Genomic DNA, 26,468 nt, shown 5'->3' on the forward strand with positions numbered 1-26,468 from the left:
GAGCACCTGAAGGAGCAGTACGACGTCGGCGCCGGCACGCTGCGCGAGGCGCTGCTGCTGCTCGTCACCGACGCGCTGGTGGTCGGCCAGGGGCAGCGCGGCTTCCGCGTCGCGCCGATCTCGCTGGCCGACTTCGAGGACATCACGCGCACCCGCGTGCTGCTCGAAACCGAGGCGCTGCGGCAGGCAATCGCGCGCGGCAACGAGGAATGGGAAGCCGGCCTGGTCGGCGCCTTCCATCGCCTGTCGCGCGCCGAACAGAAGCTCGCCGAGCACGATCCCGGCGCCACCGAGGACTGGGAGAAGCGCAACCGCGCCTTCCACGAGGCGCTGATCGCCGCCTGCCCGTCGCGCTGGATCCGCCACTTCCAGCACATCCTCTACCAGCAGTCGGAGCGCTACCGGCGCATCAGCCTGTTCCGCCAGCCGATCCCGCGCGACATCCACGCGGAGCACCAGGCGCTCGTCGACGCGACGCTCGCGCGCGATGCGACGCGCGCGACCTCGATCCTGTCCGAGCACATCCTGCGCACGCTCGACGCCGTGAAGCAGATGCCGCAGGACTTCTTCGCACGCGGCAAGCGCCCCTGAGCGCGCGGCGCCGCGCCGGCGCGGCTACGCACCCCGCAGCGCATCCCGCACACGCTGGAGCAGGCCGGCATCGCGTCGAGATTAGTCGGAGAAGCTCCTTCGTTCCACTGCCGACGAGGCGGCCGGCGGGGATGAGACGCACACGCCCGTGCTGCGAGCCGATGCAAAAAAGCCTCGTCCGCACCGCGGGGGCGCGGGCGGCGAGGCAACGGGTGACACAGGGAAAAAGCGGGCTGCGCGCCGCTCGATGGCGGCGCCGGCCGGGTCTCAGGACACGACCGAGAGGAAGCGCTCGTTGAGCGCGCGGTCGTGATAGAACACGCTCGCGCCGACCTCGTCCCAGGTCCACTTGATCGGCTTCCAGTCCGGGTAGCACTGGTAGCCGCCGCAGAAGGTCTCGAAGCGGTTGCCCGACGGATCGAAGGCGTAGATCGTCGTGCCGCGCGTCACGCCGTGACGGGTCGGGCCGATGTCGACCGACACGCGGTTCATCGACATGAGGTCCGCCGCACGCAGCACCTTCTCCCAGCTCTCGAGCAGGAAGGAGACGTGGTGCAGCTTGCCCGGCTCGGGGTGGCGCACGAAGGCGATGTCGTGCGCCTTGATCGAGCACGACAGCCAGATCGCCAGATCGGTCTTGCCGTCCTCCATCACGATGTGCTCGACGAGGTAGAAGCCCAGCACATTGACGAAGATGTCCTGCACCTTCTCGATATCCGGCCCGTACAGCAGGCAGTGGTCGAGACGGATCGGCGCGATGCCGCGCTCGGCGTCGGGCGTCCACGGATCCGGGTTCACGTATTCCATGCCGTTGCCGACGTCGGTCTTCTCGGCGTAGAGCTCGATCTGGTGGCCCGAGGGCAGTTCGAAGCGGATGCGCTCGCCGGTTTCGAGCATTTCGCCCGGCGGGATGCGCTCGGTGTTGAGGCCGTAGGCGCGCAGATCCGCATTGAATTTCTCCAGCGTCGCCTTGTCGGCGACCTTGAAGCCGAAGAAATCCAGGCCCGCGCTGTCGGCCTCGCGGATGATCACGCTGTTGTGGTCGCGCTCGTCCCAGGCCTTGAAATAGACGCGCCCCTGCGCGTCGCGCCCGGTCTCGATCAGCCCGAGCACGTTCTTGTAGTGGTGGATGCCTTCCTCGAGGTCCAGCACGCGAAGTTGCGCGTGACCCGGACGCAGTACGCCAGTCATTGCCATTTTGTCGTCTCCTCCAGTTGTCTGCGGTACGGGCTCTCTTCGTTGCCCGCCCGGCGTTTTCCGGCTCGCCGGCGCAATCTCCATCGCGCCGGGCAAGCCGTTCACTAAGTCGTGTCGAACACCCCCTCAGATGCGCTTGAACAGCGGGCTGCGCACCTGCTGTACGTCGGCGGCGGAGAAGAACTTCTCCGTGTAGATGTCGTTCTCGAACAGCCGCCCCTGCATCAGCGTCGTGATGCAGGCGTCGATCATCATCGGCGGCCCGCACAGGTAGGCCTTGTGGCCGCGGAAGTCGCCGTCGAAGTGCGCCTTCGCCGCGTCATGCACGAAACCGCGGAAGCCCTCCCAGCCCGAACTGGCGGGCTCGTCCGAGAGCGCCGGCACGTAGCGGAAGTTCGCATGGCGCGCCGCGAGCGCGACGAACTCGTCGTGGTAGTAGAGTTCGGCGCGGCTCCTCTGCCCATACACCAGCGTCATGGGCCGCGCGTCGCCCGCCGCGAGCAGGTCGAGGATCATCGAGCGCGGGCTCGACAGGCCGGAACCGCCCGCCATGAAGAGCAGCGCCTCCGGTGCCGACTTGCGCACGAAGAAGCGCCCGTAGGGCCCGGACAGCTTCACGCGGTCGCCCGCGCGCAACGCCTCGTGCACCCAGGTCGTGCCCTCGCCGCCCGGCACGAGGCGGATGTTCAGCTCCACCTCGCGCCCGCCCGGCGCGCCGGCGAGCGAGAACGCACGAGTGCAGCGCCCGCCGTCGATCTCCAGGTTCACGTACTGCCCGGCCTGGAAGCGGATCGGCGCGTCGAGCTCGACGAACACCCCCTTGATCGTCGGCGTGAGCTGCTCGATGCGGCTCACCGTGCCGGGGAAATCGCGCACCGGAATCGACTCGGCATCCGGCTCCTCCTCGATCTCCGCCTCGATCGTCGCGTCGCTCTGCAGCCGTGCGCAGCACGCCAGCGCCTTGCCTTCGTCGCGCTCGAAGTCCATCAGCGCGAAGCTCGACGCCTCGCCGTGCTCGACCTCGCCGTCGGTAACCTGGATCTTGCAGGTCGCGCACAGGCCGTGGCAGCACGCATGGGGGATCCAGACGCCGGCGCGCAGCGCGGCGTCGAGAATCGTCTGGTCCTCCTCGACCGTGATCGTCTGGCCGAGGGGTTCGATCGTCAGTTCATAGCTCACGACATCACTCCTAGCTGCAGGAGCCGGCGATTCCCGTCAGCCCCTGGGTGCGGAAGCGGATCACGTCCTTGTGACCCAGCCCGTTGTCGGCGAGCGACTTGTCGAAGTCCGGCGTCCACGGCCGGCCCGACTTGAACCACTCGGCCTTCGCCCAGTCGATGCGGGCGAAGTCCGGGTGGTAGCCGAACGCACCCGGCAGCACCTGCTCGACCATGGCGCGGAAGGGCATCGTCGGCGGCAGCGGAAAGGCGAAGGGCGCGCAGAACATCAGGTGGTCTTCCCAACCCACGTACAGCAGTTGGGCGCCGTGGAATTTCGCCGGCGCGTCGGCGGGCTCGAACTCGTATTTGCGCAGGGCAGCAACGGCCATTTGTCTCGTCTCCTCTCTGTCTCTCGGTCGGCGTCAGGCGTTCTTCGTCGCCTGCCCGCGCCACTGGTCGAAGTTCTTCTGGTCCTCGGAGCCCTCGAAGTCGAGGTTGTCGCGGCCCATTTCGACGTGGTAGTACTTGAGCACCTCGGCCAGCGGGTCGAAGCCCTCGGCCGTGGGGTCGGCCCCTTCGGGGAAGCAGTTGCCCTGGTAGATCTGATGCACCGGCAGCCACGCCTGAACGTACTTCTCGGGCTCGTACTCGAAGATCTCCTTGCAGCCGTCCGAGCAGAAGTGGTACTTGCTGCCCTGGTAGTCGACCTCGCGGTAGCAGATCTTCGTCGGGTCGCCCGGCTCGGTGAACAGCATCGGGATCTGGCAGGTCTGGCACAGCATCGGCAGCGTCTTGTTGTAGAAGCGCTTGCCCTGCGCCGCCTGCTCGCGCCAGTACTCCAGGCGCGGGCGGTAGTACTTGTCGAAGCTGTTGGGGTACTTCTGCGACAGCCAGTCCATCTCCTCGTCGTTGGGCGTCCAGGTGTTGAAGGCCGCCGCCGCGCCGTACTGGTAGAAGGTCGCCCAGGCCTGGTGCGAGATGTGGTCCTTGTCGAAGGAGATCTGGTCCAGCCACTTCGGCGGACGGATGCCGTAGCGCGCCAGATCCTTGAACAGCGCCCCGCCGTTCTCCTCGAAATACACCTCCCAGGCTTCCTTCCAGCTCATGATGCGCTTGGGCAGCATGTAGTCCATCATCATTCCGACCAGCGTCAGCACGCGGTAGCCGCGCCACATCCACTTGTCGATCCAGCGCTGCACGATGGGCAGGTTGTCCGGATCCTGCTCGAGGATGAACTTGATCACCTCCAGGCCCAGCGTCATGTGGCGCGCCTCGTCCGACTGCGCGGAGAAGCCGAAGGTCATCGTCCCCATGTCGCCGTTGTAGGCCGCGCCCGAGACGAAGGGCACGAACAGCAGGTTCGTCAGCACGTACTCAAACGAGAAGCCGATGGCGACCATGAACTCGAACGGCCCGGCGGTCACCGCGTCGTCGAAGAAGGAGCGCGGCACCGACAGGTACCACACGCGCTCGAGCATGTGGCGGAAGTCGTGGAAGCCGTTGTAGTACTTGTTGTAGTTCGACAGCGAATGGATCTGCGTCTGCGCGTGGCGGATCTCGTCGATCGACTGCATCAGGCACGCCACGCGCGGGCCGGCGCCGGGGAACTGGCGGCCGACGTGCGCGAAGCCGCGGTGCGCCATGTATTCGAGCGGGCTGATGCCGGTGAGGAAGAGCTTCACCGCATTGAGGTAGCGCGCGTCGGTCACGTTGAGGTGGCCGTTGTTCTGCGCGTAGGCGTCGATGATCGCGTAGAGCTTCCGCTCCTTCTCGGCCTGGTACTTCCAGTAGGCGTCCATCGTCAGCCGGAACGGGTCCTCCCACTTGTCCCAGTCGTGGATCTTGATGCCCTCGTAGGCGGCGTACGGGTAGATGTCCTCCATCTTCTGGTACGAGGGCGTCCAGTCGAGCCCGCGCGTCATGACCTGGTAGCGTTCCTTCAGGCCGAGCTTCTTCTTCGCGACTTGCATGTCCATGAATCCGGTCTCCTCTCTGTTCTTGTGGCGGGCGCTCAGGCGCCCCAGCTCAGCGTCAGCTCGTCGTCGGACTCGTCGATATTGCCCGACAGCGAGATCAGGTTGATGTGCAGCTCCTGCAGGTCGAAATCGCGCCCGATCCGCTCCTCGATCGAGCTGCGGCGCACCACCAGCCGCCCTTCGGCGTCGATCTTCACCATTGCCGGCTGCTCGTTGAGCCGGGCGTGCGGGTTGTCGTCGAGGATCGCGCCGATGATCGGGCGGGTGTCCTCGTTGGTCTGCAGGGCGATGAATACGGTCGACATCACGGGCTCCTCAGATCTCGACGCCGGCTTTCGCCAGGCGTGCGTTGAATTGGCAGACGACCTCGGCCACGACTTCGTCGCTGCGCTCGCCGAGCGCGATGCGCGCCACCGGCAGCAGGGCCGCGGCGGCGCGGTCGCGCCAGTGCACGATCCAGCGCGCGAGCAACGCGCGGTTTTCGGCCGACTCGGCGGCGGCGGTCTTCACCGTCGCATCGACCCATTTCTTCGTCTCGCCGAACCAGTCGGTCATGAACTGCGTGAGCATCGCGACCGCGGTGCCGCCGCCCGCCGACAGCACGTCGTCGACGATGGTCTCGAACACCAGCGGATACAGCAGGCCGTCGAGCACGACGTTCTGCACGACGAAGAGCTCGAACGGGTCGTGCACGACGAAGCTGTCCTCGACCAGGCGGCGCAGGCCCTGCCACGCGTCGTCCGCGGTCCACGCGCGCTTGCCCTCGTCGAGCGCGTCGGTGTCGCCGAACAGCAGGCCGACGCGCGTCAGGTACTGCGCGATGCCGAGCTGGTCCATCGCGTGGTAGATGCACGGCTGCGAGAACGCGGTGCCGTAGCCGTAGGCGCAGATCGACGCGTTGTTCATGTTCGCGCCCCACGCGACGTGGCGCAGCGGCACGAGGAGCTTCAACACGGTCGCGGTGAGCTCGGCCGGCAGCCCGGCGGCGAGGCCGCGCGACTCGACGAAGTCGAAGTTCGCCTCGGCGGTGTCCTGCTGCTTCGCGCGCGCCAGCGTGTAGGCGCCGTAGTAGAACTGGCGCGGATCGCGAAACGCGTACCAGTCGGCCATGCGGATCGCCGTGCGCGCGGCGTCGAAGATCTCGTGCTCGGGATCCCAGGTCGGACGGTATTGGAAATTCGCCGTCGCCTGCAGGTCGAACGTGCCTTCCTGGTAGCGCGAGGCGGGCTTGTCGCCGCCGATGCGGCGTGCGACGTGATCGAAGGTTTGGCGCAGCGGCTTGATCGCCACCGTGCGCAGATCGATTTGCATTGAGGTCTCCTCCTTGGTTTTCTTTACAAGTACTCAGCGAAAGCGCTGCTGCGTGGCCTGGCGCATGTTCCAGTTCCAGCCCTCCGCCTCGTCCGCGACCGGCGCCGCGTCGCGGGGATCCAGGCGGATCACCCGGTTCGCGGCGCAGAACTGCTCGTAGGCCTCCGCGGGCAGCAGCATCTCGACGCACAGATCCGGCTCGCCGATCGCAAACTCGAACTCCACGAGACCGTCGGCACGGCGTTCGACGAGCCGCACGTACTTGCGGTCGATGTCGATTCCGGGGCTGTTTGCATCCATGCCTGCATCTCCTCGTTCATTTCGTCTGTTTTGCGGTGCCGCCGCGATAGAGCACTCAAGAGTCGTGCCAGATTTCGCAATTACCGATGTTTTCTGGCGTTTGCTCGATTTCTCGATATTTCTTACGATCTCCGCAATTTGCCGATCGATCAAATGATCAATCTGCCCGCAGGAAAAGTGATCAAATGGTGAAGCGGTTTTTGCGCGCTGCAGCAGGACCCGGAGCACACGGGTGGAATGGATTGCCGGGTCAATAACGCGGGCGCGCGAGCGCCTTGCGCAGGCCGCCGACGACGCGCAACGACAGGTCGCTGGTCGCGAACACCTTGCACGCGAGCACGACGCCGTCGCGCTCCTCTTCCTCGGAAAGGCAAGCGCGGCTCATCTTGCGCGTGCTGAACCGCCCCTCGGTCACGCGCACCTTGCACACGCCGCAGCCGCCGCCGCGGCAGCCGACGGGAATCCCCCGCCGGCCGAGGACCTCCATCGCGCGCAGCAGGTTCTGCTCGCCCGTGCAGTTGAACACCTCGCCGCTGTCCTCGATCCGCACCGAAAAACGCTCGCTCATCTCTCTGTCTCCTCGCTCGCCGGCCTGCGCCGGTCTCTCGTCGTTGATGATCCGGTCACCGCCGGACCACCGTCTGCAGCGACAAACAAGATCCGTGCCGCTTTTTTCGCGCTATTTTTAAATCTCGATATTTTCGTTTTATGGCAGGATAGCTCCGCAGGCCCGGGCGAACGCTGCGCCCACGGGGCGCCTCGGTGGTATATCGTTCGCACAACGACGGCCCCCGCCGACCGCGGTGTTCACCGCGGCGAGCCCGGCCGCAGCCCTCGCCCCCCGGCCCGGCGCCAGGGGGCGAGCCCCAGGAGGAGAGGTGAAGGACATCCGTTACCCCGAGAATTCGGACCTGCGCCAGCTGCTGCGCTTTTCGCCCAAGGAAGGCCTGATCTGGCTCGGCGAGCACCGCATGGTGCTGCTGCACACCGCCGCGCTATCGGAGCTGCGCAAGGAACTCATCGCGTCGGTCGGCAGCGAGCAGGCGCGCCGCATCCTCACCCGCATGGGCTTCGCGTCGGGCCTGCGCGACGCCGAGCTCGCGCGCAAGATCCGCGGCGGCGACAGCCTCGCCGACATGTTCGTCGTCGGCCCGCAGCTGCACATGCTCGAAGGCTGCGTCGAAGTCGAGCCGGTGCGCCTCGACATCGACGAGGCCGCCGGCGGCTTCTACGGCGAATTCCTGTGGCGCCAGTCGTGGGAAGCGGAAGTCCACGTGCAGCAGTTCGGCGAAGTCGACCACCCGGTATGCTGGATGATGATCGGCTACGCGTCGGGCTACACCTCGGCCTTCACCGGCCGCTTCATCCTGTTCCGCGAAGTCGAGTGCGCGGCGATGGGCGCCGGGCAATGCCGCATCGTCGGCAAGCCGGCCGAGGAATGGCCGGACGCGCACGAGCTCACCCCCTACTTCGAGCCCGACTCCATCGTCGGCCGCCTGCTGGAGCTGCGCGAAGAGGTCGAGGCGATGCGCCGCAGTATCGTCTGCCCCGCCGCGATGCCGAGCCTGATCGGCGCCTCCAGCGGCTTTCGCCAGGTCTACGAGCTCGTCACCAAGGCCGCCGCGACGAACGTCTCGGTGCTGCTCCTGGGCGAGACCGGCGTCGGCAAGGAACGCTTCGCGCGCGCGCTGCACGCGCTCAGCCCGCGCAAGGACGCGCCCTTCGTTGCGGTCAACTGCGCGGCGCTGCCCAACGAGCTGATCGAATCCGAGCTCTTCGGCGTCGAGCGCGGCGCCTTCACCGGCGCGGACGCGTCGCGCGCGGGCAAGTTCGAACGCGCCGACGGCGGTACCCTGTTCCTCGACGAAGTGGGCGAGCTGCCGCTGCCCGCGCAGGCCAAGCTGCTGCGCGTGCTGCAGGAAGGCGAGATCGAGCGCCTCGGCGACGAGCGCACGCGCAAGATCAACGTGCGGCTGGTCGCGGCGACCAACGTCGACCTGCAGCAGGCGGTCGCCGACGGGCGCTTCCGGCGCGACCTGTTCTACCGCCTCAACGTCTATCCGGTGACGATCCCGCCGCTGCGCGAACGCGTCGCCGACATCCCGCTGCTCGTCGACACGATGGTCGACCGCTTCCGCTCGCTCCACGACAAGCGCATCGCCGGCGTCACCGACCGCGCGATGACGGCACTGAAGACGCAGCGCTGGCCGGGCAACGTGCGCGAGCTCGAAAACGTCATCGAGCGCGGCGTCATCCTCGCGCCGCAGAACGGCTGGATCGAAGTGGAACACCTCTTCGTCGGCGCGCCGCCTGCCGCGGCGGCGCACACCTGCATCGACGGCAGCGGCAAGCTCGGCCAGACCCTGACGCCCAGGGCGCCCAGCGCCGGCCCCGACCTCACCGACGCGATGCTCGACGCCGGCATTTCGCTCGAAGTGCTGGAGCACGACCTGCTCGAACGCGCGGTGCAACGCGCCAACGGCAATCTCGCAGCGGCCGCGCGCATGCTCGGCATGACGCGGCCGCAGCTCAACTACCGGCTGAAAAAAACGAACGCCTGAGCGGCAGGCGCTCAGCCCCCCGCCAGCACAAGGTCTGGCAGCGGCCGTGCGCCACCTGCAGGCTGCAGGTGGCGCACGGCTGATTCATTCCGCTTCGATCTTGTGCTTGCGAAGGCGGTATGCAAGTTTGGGACGGGTGATGCCGAGCAGGCGGGCAGCGCGCGAGAGATTGCCATCGGCCTCGGCCAATGCCGTGCGCAGCATCAGCGCCTCCGTGTCGGCCAGCGTCGGGATGCTTCCCGACGCCGGCAGGGTGTGCGTGGCGGCGATGTGGTCGCGGCTGCGGGCGATGTTGCCGTTCCGTCTCAGGATGAACGAGGTGGAGTCGATCTCCTCGCCCGCGGTCAGGAGGTGGCACAGATCGAGTGCGCCATCCTCGTCGGCAAGGATCACCGCGCGCTCGATCATGTTCTCCAGCTCACGCACGTTGCCTGGCCACTCGTAGTTGAGGAGCGCGTCGACGGCGCGTTCGCGAAAACCGGTGATCGGCTTCCCGTGCTTCTTCGTGAATTTCCGGAGGAACCAGTTCATCATCAACGGGATGTCGTCGCGCCGTTCGCGCAGCGGCGGGACCTTGATCGGAAAGACGTTGAGCCGGTAGAAGAGATCCTCCCGGAAGGTGCCGTCCTTGACTGCTTCGCGCAGATTCACGTTGGTGGCGGCGATCACGCGCACATCGACGTGGCGTGCCCGGGTGTCGCCGACGCGGTCGATCTGGCCGAGCTGAAGCGCGCGCAGCAGTTTGCCTTGGGCAGTGAAGCTCAAGGTGCCGATCTCGTCCAGGAACAGGGTGCCGCCGTGGGCGCGCTCGAACCGCCCCGGGCGCGAGGTGGTGGCGCCGGTGTAGCCGCCTCTCTCCACGCCGAAGAGCTCGGATTCCATCAGAGGTTCCGGGATGGCTGCGCAGTTCACCGCGACGAAAGGGCCCTCCGCGCGCCGGCTCAGGCGATGCAGGTTGGCGGCGAAGACCTCCTTCCCCACCCCGCTTTCGCCGAGAAACAGCACCGTGGCCTCGGTGGGTGCCGCCTTCTTGACCATGTGGCACACGGCATTGAATCCGCTCGAGATCCCGACCATGCCGAAGTCGTTCTCCGCGCCTGCCCAGGGGCGTGCGGCGAGCCGGCTGGCCGCGGGGAGATCGGCCTCGGGCCTCTTCGACCATTTGACGAAGTCGCCGATCTGCAGGAAGCGCAGGTCGTCGTCGGCATCGTCCCCCCACTCCTCGACCGGTTTGCCCACGACCCAACACTTGTGGTGGCCCATCGAGCGACATTCGAGTTCGCGCCACAGGATGGGCCGCCCCATGAAGGTGCTGGTGTAGCCGCAGGCGTAGCCGACGAGCATCCAGCACACCGGCTCCTGGCCGATGCCGTAGCTGCCGATGTGGGCCTCGTCCTCGGCGCAGTCGATGAGGTAGAAATCCCCGAAATAGTGTCCACGTTCCACATCGATGTCGAGCGCAACCGGCTCGCAGTGAACGATCCCTTCGAGCGACACCAGCTGCGGGCCGGCGAGAAAGTCGTCGAAGGTGCCGGAAGCCGCCCGTACCTTCTTGGTCATTTCGGCATCGCGCGCGCCGGCCTGATAGCCGATGCGGGTGATCAGACCGCGCGCAGCCTCCTTGCCGATGCCCTCGATCAGTTCCTGCCGCAATGCGCCGAGCGAACTCACATGCAGCAGCAGCATGCGCTGGTCGTCGAGCCAGATGCGCCCCTGCTGGGGGGCGAAGCGCAGGCGCTTGGCGAGGTCCTGGATGTCGGGCACGCGAATCGTCGGAGCGTGCAGCTTGTCGCGCTCGATGATGTTGCCGACGAGCGCGAGGCCCTCCGACTCCACCCTGCGCGGGCTTCGAACGGTCATGTTCTCTCCTCCGTTGGATGCGGTCCGTACCCTTTTCCGGGCCGGAACTCTATGTCTGCGCGCGGCTCACTGGCCACACGCTAATTCTAGTCAGGAACGGCAGCGCAGCGCATTTTCTTTCCCGGCCGCAGGGCGCGGGCAGCCGGCGGACCGGCGGGGCGGTCCGGTCACGGCCTATTCTTCCCTCCCGCGTCAGAAGCGATACGAGTAGTTCACGACAAGATTGTCCTGTGCATGTTCGACACGAATCGGAGCCGAAGTGTTCGGCAACTGCCGGTTCGTCATCGTCTCCCTGAAAGCGTGCGAGTAGGCGACGTTCACGCTGCCCGATTTCCCCAGGTCGTAGGAAAAGCCGACGCTCGCATGTTTCGTGGGCGTTGCCGGCACGACGGCGAACAGGCGGTCGTCCGGAATCGCCTGGCCGGCGAAGCTTGCGCCGGCCCGCAGCGTCCAGCGGCCGATGCGGTAGGCCGCGCCCAGGTTCAGGACGTTGATGTCGCGATAATCCTGCGGCAGCCGGATGTCGAGATCGCCTCCGCCGTCGCTTTCATAGCGCACCTTTATGTCCTTCATCGCCTCCTTCCAGCGCACCCGCGAGAGGTCGGCAGCAAGCAGCAGGCGCTCGGTGGCCTGATGGGCGACGCCGATGGTGAGCGCGTCCGGCAGCTGGAAGTCGATGATGCGGATGTTGCCGGTGAGCGGAATCTGGCCGGCGACCGAGCTCACCGCGGTGAGGCGGGCGCGGCCCTTGAGGTCGTCGAGGCGAGTCTTCAACGTGTAGTAGGCGCCGATGCGTGTGCTCTCCGAGGCGCGGAAAGTGGCGCCGAGCCGCCCCCCCCAGCCCCAGGCATCGACGCCGCTGCGCACGTCGTTGCTATCGGACACGCTCATGTGGGCCCCCTGCAGGCCCGGCAGGCCGCCCAGCACCGGCACCAGCGAGCCGCGCACGCGGTTCTGCCCGATGAGGGTGCTCACCTGATCGGCGCCCAGCAGGAGGTCAAGGTTGATCCCGGTCCACACGGCCTCGAGCGAGGCGCCGACCTCGAGGCGGTCGCTCACGGCATAGGAGACGCCCGCCGGCACTTCCAGCACCAGCAGGCGGCTGGCGTTCTCCAGGCCCGTGGAGGTGCCGTCGGGCGTGCGCGACAGGAAGGAGTGGCGGCCGTACTCGGTGCCCAGGCCGGCGCCGGCGAAAACACCCGCTCCCCAAGTGAGCGGGCCGTCGCGGTGCACGTAGCTCAGCTGCGGCGCGTAGTAGGCGCTGGCGAGATCCTTGCGCGAGGACTTGGCGTGCTCGCCGGTGGCGAGATTGTCGGCCTCGATGTCGGTGACGACCAGATCGAGGCCGAGCTCGAGCTGGCCCCCTTCGGGGGAGAGGCCGAGGGTGGCCGGATTGGCCATGAGTGCGGCGTTACCGACGTCATGAGCGGCGGCGGTGCCGCCCATGGCGCGCGAGACCGGGCCGTAGCCCTCGAAACGGAACACGTTCGTGGCCTGGGCTTGGGGCGCGAGACACAGCCCGGCCAGCGCCACGGGGAGGTAGCGACATCTTTGCATGGAGGATTCCCTCAGAGAAAGCGGTCGAAGTGAAGCTGCTGGTAGGGGATGCCGTGGCGTTGCATCAGCAGGGTCTGGACGGCCTCGATCATCGGCGGCGGACCGGCGAAGTAGAACTCGTAGCGGTCGAGCGGCCCGGGCAGGTCGCGCTCGACCGCCTCGTGCACGAAGCCGCGCGCACCGCTCCAGGTCTTGCCGGTTTCACCGCCCGAGACGACCGGGGTGTAGCGCAGGCGGCCGCTCGCGGCCAGGCCGCCGAGCAGGGGCGCCGCGCACAGGTCGGCGGGCGTGCGAACGCCATCGAAGAAGTGCACGGGCGGCCCTTCCGGCCGGTCCGTGGCGGCCCGCGCGATCGACAGCATCGGCGCGAGCCCGGAGCCGCCGGCAATGCACACGATTTCGCGCGCGCCCTCCTCGCGCAGGAAGGCGTTGCCGTACGGGCTGTCGAGCGCGATCGCGTCGCCCACCGCCAGCCGGTCGAAGAGCGCATTGCTGCCCCGACCGCCGGGCACGCGGCGGACAATGAACTGCCAGCGGCCTTCCGCATTGGCCAGGTTGGACATCGAGTAGGCCCGCGCTCCCGGAGTGCCGGGCAGATAGAGCAGCGCGTACTGCCCGGACAGGAACGCGGCCGGTGTCGCCGTGCGGAAAGTGAATTCGGCCATGTCTGCGGTGAGCGGGCGCACCGATTCGAGCACCGCAGGCCGGCGCTCGGGCGGCACCGCCGGACGATACTCGTCGTCGCAGCGCATGCGCACCGTGCACCGGCCGCGCGGGCGGCACTGGCAGGCGAGCCGCTTGCCACGCCGCCGGTCGCGCTCGGACAGGCCGGGCGCCTCCGGCCACAGCTCGTCCAGCTCGCCTTCGATCAATTCGAAACGGCAGGCGCCGCAGCCGCCGACGCTGCACTCGTGGGGAAAGCCGATGCCGGCGCGCAAGGCGCCGCGCAGCAGCGTGTCTTCTTCTGCGGAGACGGCAAAAGCCTCCCCGCCCTCGATGAGGATGGTATGTTCCATGATGGAAGTCGGGCAGGGCGTCGCCGCCCCGCGCCGGAATCAGAGACCGAGACTGCCGCGGAAGGCGTGCGTCGCTTCGCGCGCCCGTTCGGCCCCGCCCTGTGCGTCGGGCAGGGCGAGGCAATAGGCGTCGATGGCCGCATCGCCCAGCGGCGCCCACTTGCGCACCCAGCGCGCCAACACGTCGCCGTTGCCCTCGTGCTCGAGCGCCATGCGCGCGAGCGCCGTCGCCCAGCGGCGGTGGCGGGCGGCATCGACGAGCTGGGCGTCGCACAGCATGCCGAGCAAGGTGTCGCCGTGATGCCGCCCGGCGTGGCCGAGACCGCGCAACACCGCCTCCTCGACGGCGGGCCGGGCGACCAGGTTGAGGGCGACGAAGCTCTCGCCCCAGTCCCACGCCACCAGGGCGCGCTCCATCAGCTCGCGGAAGCCCTGCCAGGCCGGGTCTTGCTCCCAGTAGCGACGCTCGTCGGTGCCGAAGCCGAGGTCGCCGAAGCCGTTCGCCAGCTCACGCGTGCGATAGGCGGTGTGGGTGAGCCAGCGCAGGGAATCGGCGGCCTGGTAGGTGGCGCAGTTGGAGATGGTCGAGGCCGGAGCGATCTGGCACAGATAGGCCGAACCCATCTGCAGGGAGTGGAACAGATAGCGCGCCGGCGTGTACAGGCGGGCGAGACTGCCGGCCCAGGGGCGCTCCACCATGGCGTCGTGGCCGCGCGCCGAAAACTGCTCGAACAGGCCGAAGACGTAGGCCTCCTGGCCGTCCTGCAGCATGTTGTAGGTGCGATAGACGATCTCGTCCGGGTCGCGGAAGGCGTTCCAGTCCGGATGCTGCAGCGGGCTCGCGTTGCGGTAGGTCTTGAACCACTGCGCCAGGGGAAAGTCGGGACTGAGCTCGAACGGCGCGTCGGGCCGGTCGGTGGTGTAGTGCAGGTTGGTCGAAACGATCTCGTATTCGCTCGGCTTGCGGCGCCGCGCGGCGAGGTGGCTCCAGGTCTTGAGCGGCTTGAGGACTTCGCTTTGGTTCATGTCGGCTGTCTCCGCGGGTCAGAGCATTTTTTCGTAATAGAAGCGGACGTGGTCGTCCGTCGTTTCGATGCGGCCGGCGAAGGAGCCGAGGTTCACCTCGAGCTCCGACATCTTGAACGGCCGCCCCAGCGTGCGCTCCAGCGTGGCGCGGCGCAGCACGAGCTCGCCCTCGGTGTCGATGCGCACGTAGGCGATCTTGTCGTCGACGCGGATCGTCTTGCCCGGGTTGTCCTCACGGGCGGCCTCGATGACGCCCTCGGTGATCTCGCTCAGGCGCAGCACCGGGCCCACCCGGTTGTTGCGGTAGCCGTCGGCAGTGTTTTGGGTAGTCAAGATCCATCGCTCCTGATTCAGCTGTGGGCGAAGAGGGGCTCGACCCCCTCCACTGCCACATAGACGTCGTCGCCTTCGATTCGCACCGGGTATTCGGCGAGCCGGCAGTCGCCGGGGTTGATGCCCTGGCCGGTCGCGGCGTCGAAGGTCCATTGGTGGGCGCGGCACATCACCACGCGGCCGTCGAACTTGCCCTCGACGAGCGGGATGTCCTGGTGTGGACAGATGCCCTGGAAGGCCCGCGGCGGGCCGCCTTCGGGGCGCACCAGCAGGATCAGGTGATCGCCCACCTCGACCTCGGTCATCTCGCCCTCCCACAGGTCGTCGAGGGAGCACACTTTTTCGAATGTCATCGCCTCAGCCCTCGCAGAAAATGAATTCGAGGGTTTCCATGGGGCGCACGTCGGTGTCGCTCAACCGGCAGTCGCGGGCGAAGAACTCGCTCGCGCCCTGGCGGCGCACGCGCACCACCTTGCCCGGCTGCGGGGCGACGCGCCGCCCCACCGAGTGGTGGGCCGCCGCAGCGGCGATCTCGTCCATGGTGTTGTCGCTATCGACGGGCAGGAGCTGCAGGACGAAGTCGTACTGGAAATTGGAAATGAGCGGGAACAGAGCCATTTGTCATCCTCCGGGGGGAGCCGCCTCAGGCGGCCTTCTTGTCGTAGGGTCTGTTGCGGAATGCCTCGGCCCAGGCGTACTGGTGGGCGTCGTCGCCGATCTCGCCGGGCGCGAGGTTCATGTACTGCAGGGCGCCGGCAAGGTTCGCCGGCTGGATCTGGCCGGCGAGGAAGCGGTCGACCAGGGTCATGTGGCCGCGATAGCGCACCGGATCCTGCTGGAACACCCAGCGGTCGATCTCGGAGTTGAAGTGGTAGCTGCGGCCCTGGTAGTCGAGCGGATAGTCGCGCACGTTCCAGCCGTTGCCGGGGATGGCGCAGATCGGGAGCTGGCTCATGTTGCACACGACCGGCAGGGTCTCGGGCAGGGTGAGGTCGATCCGGCCGGCGAGGACGTTTTCGGTGATCACGTCCCATACCTTGCCGAAGCTGTCGTTCCACCCCGGGTACTTCTCCTCCAGCCAGTCGCGCGACTCCGGGCTCATGCCGGCGGCGGCGTTCCACCACAGCGTCGGCCGCCAGTAGTAGAGGCCGATCTGGTAGGCGTGATGCTGGTAGTCGAACTCGGCGATCATCTTTTCCCAGTACCAGGGCAGGTCGAGGCCGAGGTCGATGAGCGAGCGCTCGAACTGGCCGACGATCCACTCCTGCATGAACTCCTTGAACGACTGCTTGCGGTGCGCGAGCGGCGTGTAGTAGTCCATCGACGGACCGGTGAGCACCGCGAACAGGCGCCACGCCCGGGCGATGGCGACATCCACCAGCTTCTGCGCTTCGGCCTTGCGGCCGTCGGCGATGAGCACCTGCAGCGCCGGGCCGCCGATCTGGGCATGGCGCGACTCGTCGGTCTGGATGCTCGAAATGACGCTGGAGAAGGTGAAGTCGCCCACCTCGGCGGCGTCGGCCGCGAGGCCGAGGAACTGCATGTTGGTGAAGCCCGTCTCGAAGGCGAAGGTGAGCATCACCGCGATCTCGGTGGCGCTCCTCGCCATGAAGAGGTCATCGAAGGTGTGGCGGGCGGCGATGGCGGCCCACTCGTTGGAGTGGTACGCCTTGTGGGCCCAGTCGAACTGGCGGTCCTTGGGGCAGTGCTCGTGCGGGAAGAAGAGTTGCAGCTGCGCATGGCGGTTCTCGTCGAGCATGCCGAAAGTCGCCATGTTGCGCATGCCCGGCGCGCGCCCGAAGCGCGTCATGCGGGCCTCGGCGCTCATCGCCGCGTACTCGCCCAGCGCGATCGCGCCGTAGTGCGCCTTGAGGATCGACAGCCACCCCGGATCGGCGTCCTCGAACAGGCGGTTGCGCTCGAGCGCCGCCTTCACCGAATAGGCTCCGGCATCCTTCTCGCGCTGCACCCGCACGTATTCGGGATACGACGTCTTGTAGGGCTCGTCGTAGGCCTCCCACTTTTCCACCGCCACGCCCTGGGCTCCGGTCATGACGTCGGGAAAAAGCTCGGACTCGGCGACGTACTTCGGCGTCCAGTTCGTGGTACGAGCCAGGTCGTACCAGTCGGAGCGTTCTAACAGTCCCATGTAATGTCTCCTCTCGTTGTTGGTGCCTGCGGCCGCTATTGCGACTCGCAGGCCAGGACAGTTCAGCAAGGGCGATGCCACACGCCACGCCGAAGGCCCTGCAGCGTCTCGAAGACCGAGCGGAAACCGTTGTGGAACATGAACTTCGATCTCTCCAGGCAAATAAAGGGAGGATTTACCGAGTCATCTAAAAGTGGGGGATTTTCACCAGTTGGTAAAATCCGAGGGGACTGCAGGCGACCTCAATTGTTTCCTTTTGGTTGACCACGAGGGGCGGCGCCCAGCCGAAGCGTGCACGCTGCTGTGCAGCAGATGCGCATCCTGTGGCGCCGCGAAATGATCTTCGGCGGCTATCAAGCCAGGATCCTGCGTATTTCGACGCCCCGTGACGAACTCGACGCCCTCGTCCTCGTCTCCGAGCCCTGCTCCCCTTGCCATGCCCCCGCGATGCCGCTGCGCGACGTGGCCGCGGTGATCGCCCAGGCCTGCGGCAACCGCGACACCGACCACGACTACCTGCGGCAAGCGGTCGAGCAACTCGATCGACTGGGGGTGAATGACGCTTACGTTCGACGCCTCGCCGGCCTCGTCGGCATCGGCTCCTGACGGGAGTCGGATCGCCTCGCCGCGAACCGGGGTCCCCGGACGGCAAGCCGCCACCGCGCCGCAACCGGACGCGTCTTTGCCCTCATAGTTAAAATGCGAAGGAATAGAGGGAAAGGGGCAGATCGAGTGCCGGGTGCCAAGCATCCGGCAGGACGCATCGATATCCGCGACAGCATGTCGGCCGGAATCCAAAGGCGCTCCGCGTCAGGCGCGCGGACATAGCAGCGGCCGGCGCGGCCCCAGCCTGTGGTCTATGGTTCCGTAAGAGCCGTTCCGCCGCCACCGGCGACGATTTGAACTGCTCGGGAGCCCACATGGCCAGGCATTCTCGTCGCTTGCCGGTATTTCTGAATCTGGCGCAGATCCGCTTTCCGATCGGCGCGATCGCATCGATCGCGCATCGCGTGGCCGGGGTGCTGCTGTTCATGGCCCTGCCCGCCGTGGCTTTGCTGCTCGACACCTCACTGCGCACCGAGGCGGGATTCGCTGCGGTGCGCGATCTGCTTTCGTCGCCCTTCCGGGTCGCGACGGCGGCCTTGTTGTTGTGGGCGCTCGTGCATCACGTGCTGGCCGGAGTCCGCCACCTGCTGATGGACGTCGGTATGGGCCGCGAGCTTGCCAACGCTCGTGCCAGTGCACGCCTGGTCCTGGCCGCCGCGCCCGCGCTCACCCTGTTTCTCGTCTGGGGGCTGACATGAGGCTGTTCGACGGACAGCGGGCCTGGGTGGTCCAGCGCATCAGCGCCTTGCTGCTGCTCGTGCTGATCGTGTGCGGCGTGTTTGCACAGCCCTTTGCGTCGCAGCTCGATTTCTCCGCGTGGCGCGCCTTCGCCGGCGGCGTGCTGGGAGGGCCGCTGATCGCACTGTTGTAGTGAAAACGGCTCGCTTTTCAGCGAGCCGTTTTGTAGAACGATTGGCGATTTGTAGATTGCCTACTTTCCCCAAGTCCTTGATTACTTGGGGCGACATACCGGGATCGAACCGGTGACACCTGGAGCCACAAGACTGTGTCCTAAACCGCCAAATCAAACACTTACGTCACTTTCCTTTCAAAACAACGTCTCGCCAAACCCAATAACCGCGCGGAACAACGGCGGAGTTTTGAAAGGTCGTCGAGCGTAACTTGAACTGTTTCTTTATCCTAATCTAACGTCAATCACCACGGCGCGTTGCTCAGTGATCCCCCTCGAATCGACCGGCAATCGCAGCCGCACGGCCGCTCGGACTGCAGCACTCCCGGTTCGGCGCCCCCTCTCGTCCCCTCACCTTCTCGCCGTCGATCCTGCGGTGGTCTTGTTGAGGCAGTCCTTTCTGCAGCTGCTGAAGGCATCGATTACTATGCTCGTAGCAATATCCCTCTACGTCGCGCGAGTCACCCCACCATGACCCTTACCAAGGCTGATCTCATCCAAGACATCGCTGCCGCCATCGGTCTCAACAAGCGAGAAGCCGCCGAAATGGTCGAAGCGTTCTTCGAGGAAATTGCCGGGGCACTCGTCGGCAGGCAGGAGGTCAAGTTGTCGGGCTTTGGCAGCTTTGAGCTGCGTGAAAAGCGTGCGCGTCCCGGACGAAATCCAAAAACGGGCGAAACGGCGCTCATCAGCGCGCGCCGCGTGGTGGTGTTTCACCCCAGTAACAAGCTCAAACTTGCAGTTGCCCCGGGCAATCGATCGTCGGGGGCAACCGGTACGGCGACCGCACCGACTGGTGCAACGCGGAGTTCTTTGCGTGAGGTCGAGGAATTCATGTAGGCCGCGAGCAAAGTGAGGGCCAGTACCCGCGACCCGCAAGCGGACAATAGTAGCAAGGAGTACCTCCGGCGGCGCGTCCTGTCGCTCGCATTCAGTAATGAACAGGGCCAGCCCCTGAAAATGGCAGCGATGTATTACCGGTTCGACAAGGCGCATGAAGCCGCCGCCGCTGCGATCGAGAATAAAGCCCGAGCAGAACGTCTTAAGTCAATCCAGTTCCGTGACTTGCAGGCGGAAGGCGCCGATTGGCATGGAAGCGCTGGACGAGGCGCAAAAGATGCACGACCCAAAAGTGCGAGCTCTACGTGTTCACATTCAGATGAACTGTTGCACCCCCGCCACCCCTCCCTGAGCTGCTCGCGGTGCCTCGGATCGGCAACGGCGACAAGGCGCGCCGCGCGTTCTCCGAGCGAGGCGCCACGAAGGTCGGCGACGCCGTGCTCAGTCACGATCAGATCGGGGAGATGGCGCGGCGCGCCGACGAGTGATGTTGTATCGAGACGGGCTACGATGCGCGAGGTTGCGCCGCCGGATGCGCTGGCAAGCAGAGCGAAAACCGCCCGACCGTTGCTCGACAACTTCGCGCCCGCAGCGAAAGCGGGCATGCCGCCGACGGTAATCCCCCCGGCAAACGCTCGGTGATCCGTTCGCAGCAACGCTCGACTTCCAGCACGAGAAAACGCTGCCGCTGCTCGATGCTGCCGACCAATGCCCGCAGGCCCACCGCCTTCAGCGCCCCGCCGGCCAGCAAGACACATTGCACCAGCAGTTCGCGCCCGCCCTCGCCCGCCTGGCGCTCGGCCGACAGGTAAATGCGTTCGCCGTCGGTCCAGCAACGCGCGCCCGGCTCGGTCAGGTGGCTGATCGCCACCGGCGACCCGGCGACGGCAGCCGCGAGCATCCTTAGCGGATGGGTGTTGATTGGCGAGGCAACCATCGTCTCCTCCCGCTCAGTCGGGCAGGTAGGTATTCACCACCTCGCGCAGCCCGCGCATCACTTCCGCGTCGTCGCACAGCGGAAGCAACATCGCCGCCATCGCCGCAGCACGCGAGGAGAGCCCTTCGCACAGCAGGCGTGCGGTACTGACCAAGGTGCGCGTCGAGCAGACGTCCGGCAACATGCTGGCGTCCAGCCCGCGGATCGCGTGGGGGAGCGTGACTAGCTCCACCGCGTGCACCTGGTCGATGCCGCTTTCCTGCATCAGGATCCGGATCTCCCGCTCGGCCGGCGGATAATCGAATTCGATGCCGACCATGCGCTCGCGCGTCGACTGCTTCAGATCCTTCAACACGCTCTGGTAGCCGGGGTTGTACGACAGCACCAGCATGAAGTTGTCGGGCGCGTGCAGCGTTTCGTCGAGCCGTTCGAGGTTCAGCTCGCGGCGGTGGTCCGCCAGCGGATGGATCGCGACCGTGGTATCGGCCCGCGCCTCGACCACCTCGTCCAGATAGCAGATCGCGCCGCGGCGCACGGCCCGCGTCAGCGGCCCGTCGACCCACACCGTTTCGCCCCCGTGCAGCAGGTAGCGGCCGACGAGATCGGCCGCGGTGATGTCTTCGTGGCAGGCAATCGTGATGAGCGGCACCCCGAGCCGGGTCGCCATATGCTCGACGAGCCGCGTCTTGCCGCAACCCGTCGGCCCCTTCAACATCAGCGGCAGCCGCTGGCGATGCTCAGCCTGGAACACCTCGATCTCATTGCCGCTCGGCAGGTAGTAAGGCTGCTCCACCGTCCGCCACTCATCCGCACTGAAGGCCACCTGCATCGCCTGTCTCCATCGTTATCGACCTCTTCCGATGGAGAAGTTAGCCCTAGCCGCGCAATCGCCCCCCTACCGATAGTTAGGAAGGCAAAGATGCGCGCGGTCAACCGGCGACGCGATCAACCCAGCCGGCGCCATTTCGCAAGAGCGCCGGCCGTGCAGGCGCGCCCGCATCGCGGCACCGGGACGTGGGGCGGCATGCACGCCGCCCCGGCCACCTATCTGCGGAGTTTTGCCAAGTACGCGCGGATCCGCTTCGCATTCGCACCGACGTCGCTGACGCCCACGCGCGACACGGAACGTACGTCGATGCGGCTGCCGCCGCCCGATGGCGTGATGCGGACGACGACGTCGTCCTTGAACCCGAACCACATCGTCGTCGCCGTGGCTTCGATGCGGCCGGCGGCTTCATCCTGCGCGATGAGCTCCCAGCCCATGCCTTTGGCCGCCGTGACCGCCCGCGCGAACGCCGCGGGCGGTGCCAAGGGCACGGTCAGCGGCTGGATGTCAGGATACGCGAGGCGTTGCGCTTCGGCGACCTCCATGCTGCGGTCGATCACGGGATTCGCCGTCTCGCCACGCCGTGCGAGCGCCGCGGCGAAGGCCGGAGGATCGCCGGCATCGGTACTGATGTCGTGAATCGCCGGCAGCGTTCGGGCCTGCTGCAGCCAGTATGCGGGTATCGCCGCAACCGCGAGCCCGAGCACCAGCGAAACGGCGAACACCCCGGATTGTCCGCCCCGAAGCTTCGGCAGCAGCAACCCCGCGAGCCCCACCGCCGCCGCAGCAAGGCCAAGGAAGGCGGCCCAGGTCAGCAGTTGGAAACCGACCGGGAACGGCCACAGGCCGAAACGGGTGCCCGAACCCGACACGAACATCGTCATGCCGCCAAGCAGCGTGACGGCCAGCGTGAGATGCGACAGTTTCATGGTGGCGGCCTCCTCTGTGCTTGGCTCCGTTGCGGCATGAACTTACTCGATGTTGCACCTGAATCTAGAGTATGCCCCTATGGGTTGAGATTGCCGTGGCGGTCAAAGCCGAGACATCGGGTGGACCTGGGCGACCATATCCACTAGAATAAAACTGCAATTATTAATTCTGGAGAATGCCGTGCGAAAGCAATCCGCTCCCTCCCCAGCCGATCGCGCGAGCGTGCTGGGACAGGCGGTGAGTGAAGCCGCAAAGCGGCTCCACATTGGCCCCACCGACCTCGGGCAGATCATCGGCGTCAGTCAACCCACCGCCTCGCGCCTGCTGAAGGGCGAATACGGTCTGCGTGCCTCGACCAAGGAGTGGGAACTCTCCGCGTTCGTCGTGCGACTCTACCGATCGCTGTTTTCCCTGGTCGGCGGCGACGACAACCTCGCTCGCGGCTGGCTGCATTCTCCGAACCGGGCTTTTCCGGGTCAGCGCCCGATCGATCTGATCAAGCGTGTGGACGGTCTTATCCATGTCTGCGAATACCTGGACGCCTACCGCGCTCGCGTCTGAAGTCCAGCCGTGGTCCGGCTCGGGCTGGCGCGCCGTCGAAGCCCAGCACAAGGTCGCCACGATGGCTCTCGTCGGCGGCGATCTCGTCCATCAGGCTGTGCTCGAAGACATCCTCGAAGAAGCCAAGCCCCAGCTTCCCGAGGCGACAAAGGGACTGCACTGGCTACTCGCGACGCCTTTCCGCTACTGGCCGCTGCCGGGAGGTTCACGCTTCCGCCGGCGACACGATCCCGGTGTGTTCTATGGCGCGGAGGAACGACAAACCGCCTGCGCGGAAAGCAGCTATTGGCGACTTCGCTTCTGGACCGATAGCGAGTTCCTGCAGGGACAGTCGAAATCTGTGTCCATCACGCTCTTCGAATTCTTCGCGGCGACGCGACGGGCCCTGGACCTCTCGACACCTCGGTTGGTCGAAGACCGCGCGGAATGGATGCACCCGTCCGACTATTCCGCGACTCAGCAACTGGCCGAGGCGGCGCGCAAGGCCGACGTCGAAGCCATACGCTATGAATCCGTGCGCAATCCCGGTGGCTACTGCCTCGCGCTGCTCGCCCCGGACGTCTTCAAGGCCGTTGCGGATCCGTATCGCAACACTCAGCAAAGCTGGATGCTTCTGATCAACCCGCCGCACCGTGTCGTGTGGCAACGCGAACTGTCGGGAGAAAACTGGCTGTTCGAGTTTGCGGCTTAGGATCGGTTGCCGAAGGCAAGCGGACGCTTTGCTCGACATCGATACCGGTGTGCCCACGCCATGCGCGGCGATAATGCCATACGATTATTTCACCTTCAAACCTCGTGCCACGTCAGCCCCGAACTATCAATGCTACGTTGGACCGATGCTCGAACGCTCAGGGTGAAATGGCAATCGAGAACGTACGGCAAAAGGAGCCCACATGGCCAAGCGCCCCATCATCCGCTGCGGGGACCGCACAACTCACGGTGGTACGGTCGTCAGTGCCGACGCCACGTACATCATCGATGGCAAACCAGTCGCTCGAGTGGCTTACCGTCATGCACGCTCGCCACCTCGAGCGCCTCGACGCGCCCGTACTCGCGGCCTTCCCAAGAATTGCGGATATAGGGGGTGGGCTGCATCGCCAGCGGCGTCGACATCATCGACACCTGTTCGACAGACACCGACGCCCAGCCGGGATCGCCCGGGTCTAGCATCGGCGCAACGTTCTTGACGCGACGTGTGCGCAATTTCGTCTCCTGTTGTCGTGCGCATCCGGCGGCACGTGTCGGCCGCCTCGTGAGCTGGATGAAGGCCGCCCCGATTTCGCCGCCGCCGTCGCGCACATCGAGCGGCTGCTAGGCTGCGACACCGAAGGCGCCGGCATGATGTTCTACGGCGTGCCGATGATCGAGATTGACGCGCGTATCGACGCCATCCTGCAAGCCGCCGAGCGGCTCGAAGAGGATGTCGTCCTGCTCATCGACGGCTTCGACGCGAATCGCGATGGCGAGCTCGGCAATCGCATCGAACGCCTGGTGCTCAGCCGCCAGACGCGACTGCGCATCGTGGTGAGTTCGGTCGAACTGCCGATCGACAGCTTCCACCGCATCCGCCTCGAAGACGGATTGCGCGAACTGGGCGCGTCGGACCTGAGCCTGCGCAGCGAAGAGATCCGCAGCCTGTTCGATTCAAGCTCGAATCCCGTCCCGCTGTCGCCGGAGCAGGCCAAGATCATCCACACGCAGACCGAAGGCTGGCCGAGCTGATCCGCCTCAACCTGATGATCTTCCCGGCCGCCGACCGCCCCGGCTGGTTCCGCTTCCACGGCCTGTTCAGCGACTACCTGCGCCGCGAATCGCGCGCCACCCGCAGCGAGGCCGAACGCCACGCCGTGCTCGGGCGGGCCGTGCAGTGGTGCCGCAAGCACGGCGAATACCGCGATGCCTTCGAACTGGCGCTGACGATCCGCGACGGCGCCCAGGCCAGCGACATCCTCGCGGGGCGCGCCCAATGCCTGGTGCGCGACGAGGGCCGTCACCTCTTTTACATCAACGCCTACGAACGCCTGCTCGAGATCGAGCCCTTCCCGGCCGACGAAGCGCATTACTGGTACGTTTGGGCGATGCTCTTCGCACGCCAGTACGAGAAGGCCTACCGCGTGCTCGCGGCGATGCGCCTCGGCACGAAGAGCGACGACCTCGTTGCCGACCGCATGCCGGGACGCAAGCAGGCCCTGCTCTCGATCATCCTGCTCTCGATCATCCTGTTCTCGCTCGACCGGGTTCCCGAAGCGCGAATGCGCGGCGAACGCTGGCTCGAGAGCGACGACGGCCTCGATCCCTTCGAGAGCTCCGGCGTCGCCTGCGTCGTCGGCACTTCCGCCGTCGCCGATCTCGACTTTCCGGCCGCCCGCTGCGCCATCATGCTCGCGCGCAACTCGATGAGCCGCACCGGCAGCGAATACGGCCTCGGCTGGATGTCCTGCCTGGACGCGCTGATCGACATCGAGGAAGGCGACCTCGCCTTCGTCCACGACACGCGCATCGCCTGGCTGATCGCCCAACGCGACTTCCAGGCCGCCCTTGCAGCCACCGACATCGAGCTGCATTCGGCCCTGAAATCGCCCTGCGCCACCTGGCAGGTGCACCTGCTCCTCACGCGCCTGCAGATCGAGGCCGCGACCGGCCATGCTGCGCAGGCCTCCAAGACGCTGCTGCGCGCGATCGGCATCGCCGCGCCGCGCCGCCTCCTGCAGCCCTTCATCGAACATGGCGACGTGATCCAGCCGCTCATCATGGCCGACCCGAAGAAGAACTGGCCCCTGGTCAACGACAAGGAGTTCGTCTTCTTCGCCGACCTGCGCCAGCGCCTCGGTTCCGCCCTTGCCCCCGCAGCAGGAAGCCGCCGCCGACAGCTTCGAACTCGACGCGCCGACAAGCCGCGAGATCGAGTTGCTGGGCTTTCTCGACAGCGGACTGTCGAACCAGGAGATCGCCGATCGCCTCGGCCTCACGGTGGGCACCGTGAAGTGGCACCTGCACAACCTCTTCATGAAGCTGCGGGTGCGCAACCGCTCCGCGGCGATCTTCAAGGCCAAGCGCGCGGGGCTGCTCAACCGCTAGTGGGCTGCGGCGCGCGTCAAGGTAGTCGTCGCAGAGGACGTTGAAACCGAATCGGCGTGGAATCAACTGGTCGCCCTCGGCTGCGACACCGGTCAAGGCTATTACATGGCCAAACCCATGCCGGCGGACCAGTTCAGCGATTGGCAGATGCAGTACGACGCCGGCATCGGCACCTACCGGATGCACTGAAGAGCGTCGGGTCGACTCCAGCGACGCATCCGCGGCTGCAGATTCCGGTTGCGGTCAGGGGGCCATCGTCTAAGTTGAATCAATCCCACAAGGTTCGGTGCCGGGGAGCAAGGCGGTCCCCGAACATCGAAGTCATGTCCAATCGCAACAAGAAGGAGACAAGTCGATGACTGCGAAAACGCTCTATGAACGTCTTGGCGGCTATGACGCCATTGCGGCCGTCTGCAATGATCTGTTGCCGCGTTTGCAGGCGGACCCGCAACTGGGGCGCTTCTGGCTGCATCGAGGCGACGATGGCATAAGTCGTGAAAAGCAGCTCCTGGTAGATTTTCTGTGTTCGAGTGCGGGCGGCCCGCTGTACTACACCGGACGAGACATGAAGATCACCCATAAGGGCATGAAGATCAGTGAAAGCGACTGGTCGGCATTCATCGGGCACCTCAATGCCACGCTGGACGCCTTTCAAGTCCCGCAAGCCGAATGCGACGACGTGCTGGCATTTGTACAGAGCACGAAGTCGGACATGGTGGAGGCATGACTGAGGACGCATCGGA

General features: G+C 66.2%; 32 protein-coding genes and 1 pseudogene. 12 read left to right on the forward strand and 21 right to left on the reverse strand.

What is annotated here, in order from left to right; genetic code table 11:
• The coding region (locus F464_RS0109410) for an FCD domain-containing protein (protein WP_018989549.1) at positions 1-591 on the forward strand (591 nt) is incomplete at its 5' end.
• Between the two features lie 267 nt (positions 592-858).
• Here the strand turns inward: F464_RS0109410 and F464_RS0109415 are convergent.
• From F464_RS0109415 to F464_RS0109450, 8 genes are all read right to left on the reverse strand, one after another.
• On the reverse strand, positions 859-1,788 hold the full coding sequence (locus F464_RS0109415; RefSeq protein ID WP_018989550.1) for a catechol 2,3-dioxygenase: 930 nt from the start codon (positions 1,786-1,788) through the stop codon (positions 859-861).
• Positions 1,789-1,914: 126 nt separating this feature from the next.
• Entirely contained in the window at positions 1,915-2,967 is a 1,053-nt protein-coding gene (locus F464_RS0109420) for an NADH:ubiquinone reductase (Na(+)-transporting) subunit F (protein WP_018989551.1), read from the reverse strand.
• Positions 2,968-2,977: 10 nt separating this feature from the next.
• Positions 2,978-3,337, reverse strand: coding sequence for a phenol hydroxylase subunit P4 (locus tag F464_RS0109425; protein ID WP_018989552.1), 360 nt, complete (start codon positions 3,335-3,337; stop codon positions 2,978-2,980).
• Between the two features lie 33 nt (positions 3,338-3,370).
• The gene (locus tag F464_RS0109430) at positions 3,371-4,924 is read right to left on the reverse strand and encodes an aromatic/alkene/methane monooxygenase hydroxylase/oxygenase subunit alpha (RefSeq protein WP_018989553.1); all 1,554 of its coding nucleotides are present in this window, start codon (positions 4,922-4,924) and stop codon (positions 3,371-3,373) included.
• Positions 4,925-4,959: 35 nt separating this feature from the next.
• A complete protein-coding gene (locus F464_RS0109435) occupies positions 4,960-5,229 on the reverse strand; it encodes an MmoB/DmpM family protein (protein ID WP_018989554.1) in 270 nt (89 codons plus the stop codon).
• A 10-nt stretch (positions 5,230-5,239) separates the two neighbouring features.
• The gene (locus tag F464_RS0109440) at positions 5,240-6,235 is read right to left on the reverse strand and encodes an aromatic/alkene monooxygenase hydroxylase subunit beta (RefSeq protein ID WP_018989555.1); all 996 of its coding nucleotides are present in this window, start codon (positions 6,233-6,235) and stop codon (positions 5,240-5,242) included.
• A 33-nt stretch (positions 6,236-6,268) separates the two neighbouring features.
• Positions 6,269-6,535, reverse strand: a complete 267-nt coding sequence (locus F464_RS0109445; protein ID WP_018989556.1) for a phenol hydroxylase subunit — start codon at positions 6,533-6,535, stop codon at positions 6,269-6,271.
• A gap of 250 nt (positions 6,536-6,785) precedes the next feature.
• Positions 6,786-7,103, reverse strand: a complete 318-nt coding sequence (locus F464_RS0109450) for a 2Fe-2S iron-sulfur cluster-binding protein (RefSeq protein ID WP_018989557.1) — start codon at positions 7,101-7,103, stop codon at positions 6,786-6,788.
• A gap of 310 nt (positions 7,104-7,413) precedes the next feature.
• On the opposite strand from F464_RS0109450, the gene F464_RS0109455 reads away from it, so the two are divergent.
• On the forward strand, positions 7,414-9,096 hold the full coding sequence (locus F464_RS0109455; RefSeq protein WP_018989558.1) for a sigma-54-dependent Fis family transcriptional regulator: 1,683 nt from the start codon (positions 7,414-7,416) through the stop codon (positions 9,094-9,096).
• An 84-nt stretch (positions 9,097-9,180) separates the two neighbouring features.
• On the opposite strand, the gene F464_RS0109460 is transcribed toward F464_RS0109455, so the two are convergent.
• The 8 genes from F464_RS0109460 to F464_RS0109495 all read right to left on the reverse strand — a co-directional run bounded on the left by F464_RS0109460 (position 9,181) and on the right by F464_RS0109495 (position 17,037).
• On the reverse strand, positions 9,181-10,956 hold the full coding sequence (locus tag F464_RS0109460) for a sigma-54-dependent Fis family transcriptional regulator (RefSeq protein WP_026295879.1): 1,776 nt from the start codon (positions 10,954-10,956) through the stop codon (positions 9,181-9,183).
• Positions 10,957-11,148: 192 nt separating this feature from the next.
• Positions 11,149-12,513, reverse strand: a complete 1,365-nt coding sequence (locus F464_RS0109465; RefSeq protein ID WP_026295880.1) for an OmpP1/FadL family transporter — start codon at positions 12,511-12,513, stop codon at positions 11,149-11,151.
• 11 nt (positions 12,514-12,524) lie between these two features.
• Positions 12,525-13,529, reverse strand: a complete 1,005-nt coding sequence (locus F464_RS0109470) for a 2Fe-2S iron-sulfur cluster-binding protein (protein WP_018989561.1) — start codon at positions 13,527-13,529, stop codon at positions 12,525-12,527.
• A 39-nt stretch (positions 13,530-13,568) separates the two neighbouring features.
• Entirely contained in the window at positions 13,569-14,555 is a 987-nt protein-coding gene (locus F464_RS0109475) for an aromatic/alkene monooxygenase hydroxylase subunit beta (RefSeq protein WP_018989562.1), read from the reverse strand.
• An 18-nt stretch (positions 14,556-14,573) separates the two neighbouring features.
• Positions 14,574-14,888: an MmoB/DmpM family protein gene (locus F464_RS0109480; protein WP_018989563.1), complete on the reverse strand. Its 315-nt coding sequence runs from the start codon at positions 14,886-14,888 to the stop codon at positions 14,574-14,576.
• A gap of 17 nt (positions 14,889-14,905) precedes the next feature.
• Positions 14,906-15,241, reverse strand: coding sequence for a Rieske 2Fe-2S domain-containing protein (locus F464_RS0109485; RefSeq protein ID WP_018989564.1), 336 nt, complete (start codon positions 15,239-15,241; stop codon positions 14,906-14,908).
• Between the two features lie 4 nt (positions 15,242-15,245).
• The gene (locus tag F464_RS0109490) at positions 15,246-15,506 is read right to left on the reverse strand and encodes a toluene-4-monooxygenase system B family protein (protein WP_018989565.1); all 261 of its coding nucleotides are present in this window, start codon (positions 15,504-15,506) and stop codon (positions 15,246-15,248) included.
• 25 nt (positions 15,507-15,531) lie between these two features.
• Positions 15,532-17,037 carry a ferritin family protein gene (locus tag F464_RS0109495; protein ID WP_018989566.1) on the reverse strand — a complete coding sequence of 502 codons (1,506 nt, stop codon included), beginning with the start codon at positions 17,035-17,037 and terminating at the stop codon, positions 15,532-15,534.
• A gap of 291 nt (positions 17,038-17,328) precedes the next feature.
• Between F464_RS0109495 and F464_RS0109500 the strand changes: the two genes are divergently transcribed.
• The 4 genes from F464_RS0109500 to F464_RS0109515 all read left to right on the forward strand — a co-directional run bounded on the left by F464_RS0109500 (position 17,329) and on the right by F464_RS0109515 (position 19,393).
• Complete coding sequence (locus F464_RS0109500) at positions 17,329-17,643, forward strand: gamma-glutamylcyclotransferase (RefSeq protein ID WP_232428878.1); 315 nt, start codon at positions 17,329-17,331, stop codon at positions 17,641-17,643.
• Between the two features lie 314 nt (positions 17,644-17,957).
• A complete protein-coding gene (gene sdhC / locus F464_RS0109505; protein ID WP_026295882.1) occupies positions 17,958-18,341 on the forward strand; it encodes a succinate dehydrogenase, cytochrome b556 subunit in 384 nt (127 codons plus the stop codon).
• Entirely contained in the window at positions 18,338-18,514 is a 177-nt protein-coding gene (locus F464_RS28140) for a hypothetical protein (RefSeq protein ID WP_018989569.1), read from the forward strand. The genes sdhC and F464_RS28140 overlap by 4 nt, the downstream gene beginning before the upstream one ends.
• A 510-nt stretch (positions 18,515-19,024) precedes the next feature.
• A complete protein-coding gene (locus F464_RS0109515) occupies positions 19,025-19,393 on the forward strand; it encodes an integration host factor subunit alpha (protein WP_018989570.1) in 369 nt (122 codons plus the stop codon).
• A 134-nt stretch (positions 19,394-19,527) separates the two neighbouring features.
• Here the strand turns inward: F464_RS0109515 and F464_RS30275 are convergent, their stop codons facing one another.
• The 4 genes from F464_RS30275 to F464_RS0109535 form a co-directional block, all read right to left on the reverse strand.
• The gene (locus F464_RS30275) at positions 19,528-19,998 is read right to left on the reverse strand and encodes an acetyl-CoA hydrolase/transferase C-terminal domain-containing protein (RefSeq protein WP_232428879.1); all 471 of its coding nucleotides are present in this window, start codon (positions 19,996-19,998) and stop codon (positions 19,528-19,530) included.
• Positions 19,899-20,330, reverse strand: coding sequence for a hypothetical protein (locus F464_RS31560; RefSeq protein WP_018989572.1), 432 nt, complete (start codon positions 20,328-20,330; stop codon positions 19,899-19,901). The genes F464_RS30275 and F464_RS31560 overlap by 100 nt, the downstream gene beginning before the upstream one ends.
• A gap of 13 nt (positions 20,331-20,343) precedes the next feature.
• Positions 20,344-21,159 carry an AAA family ATPase gene (locus F464_RS0109530; RefSeq protein ID WP_018989573.1) on the reverse strand — a complete coding sequence of 272 codons (816 nt, stop codon included), beginning with the start codon at positions 21,157-21,159 and terminating at the stop codon, positions 20,344-20,346.
• A 215-nt stretch (positions 21,160-21,374) separates the two neighbouring features.
• On the reverse strand, positions 21,375-22,085 hold the full coding sequence (locus tag F464_RS0109535) for a DUF1499 domain-containing protein (RefSeq protein WP_018989574.1): 711 nt from the start codon (positions 22,083-22,085) through the stop codon (positions 21,375-21,377).
• Between the two features lie 181 nt (positions 22,086-22,266).
• Between F464_RS0109535 and F464_RS0109540 the strand changes: the two genes are divergently transcribed.
• The 3 genes and pseudogenes from F464_RS0109540 to F464_RS32005 form a co-directional block, all read left to right on the forward strand.
• Positions 22,267-22,647 carry an antitoxin Xre/MbcA/ParS toxin-binding domain-containing protein gene (locus tag F464_RS0109540; RefSeq protein WP_026295884.1) on the forward strand — a complete coding sequence of 127 codons (381 nt, stop codon included), beginning with the start codon at positions 22,267-22,269 and terminating at the stop codon, positions 22,645-22,647.
• 61 nt (positions 22,648-22,708) lie between these two features.
• Complete coding sequence (locus F464_RS0109545) at positions 22,709-23,338, forward strand: RES family NAD+ phosphorylase (protein ID WP_018989576.1); 630 nt, start codon at positions 22,709-22,711, stop codon at positions 23,336-23,338.
• A gap of 202 nt (positions 23,339-23,540) precedes the next feature.
• Positions 23,541-23,618, forward strand: a pseudogene (locus F464_RS32005) (hypothetical protein); the annotation flags it as partial.
• A 1-nt stretch (position 23,619) separates the two neighbouring features.
• Here F464_RS32005 and F464_RS31565 read toward each other — a convergent pair.
• Positions 23,620-23,850 carry a hypothetical protein gene (locus F464_RS31565; RefSeq protein ID WP_018989577.1) on the reverse strand — a complete coding sequence of 77 codons (231 nt, stop codon included), beginning with the start codon at positions 23,848-23,850 and terminating at the stop codon, positions 23,620-23,622.
• Between the two features lie 12 nt (positions 23,851-23,862).
• Between F464_RS31565 and F464_RS32125 the strand changes: the two genes are divergently transcribed.
• The 3 genes from F464_RS32125 (at position 23,863) to F464_RS0109570 (ending at position 26,452) form a co-directional block, all read left to right on the forward strand.
• A complete protein-coding gene (locus F464_RS32125; protein WP_018989578.1) occupies positions 23,863-24,369 on the forward strand; it encodes a MalT transcriptional regulator family protein in 507 nt (168 codons plus the stop codon).
• A 14-nt stretch (positions 24,370-24,383) separates the two neighbouring features.
• On the forward strand, positions 24,384-25,769 hold the full coding sequence (locus F464_RS32130; RefSeq protein WP_026295886.1) for a hypothetical protein: 1,386 nt from the start codon (positions 24,384-24,386) through the stop codon (positions 25,767-25,769).
• 311 nt (positions 25,770-26,080) lie between these two features.
• Positions 26,081-26,452, forward strand: coding sequence for a group I truncated hemoglobin (locus F464_RS0109570; protein WP_018989579.1), 372 nt, complete (start codon positions 26,081-26,083; stop codon positions 26,450-26,452).
• Positions 26,453-26,468: the final 16 nt, after the last annotated feature.

Origin of the sequence: Aromatoleum toluclasticum ATCC 700605 (genome assembly GCF_000378245.1) — a bacterium.
Classification (GTDB): domain Bacteria; phylum Pseudomonadota; class Gammaproteobacteria; order Burkholderiales; family Rhodocyclaceae; genus Aromatoleum; species Aromatoleum toluclasticum.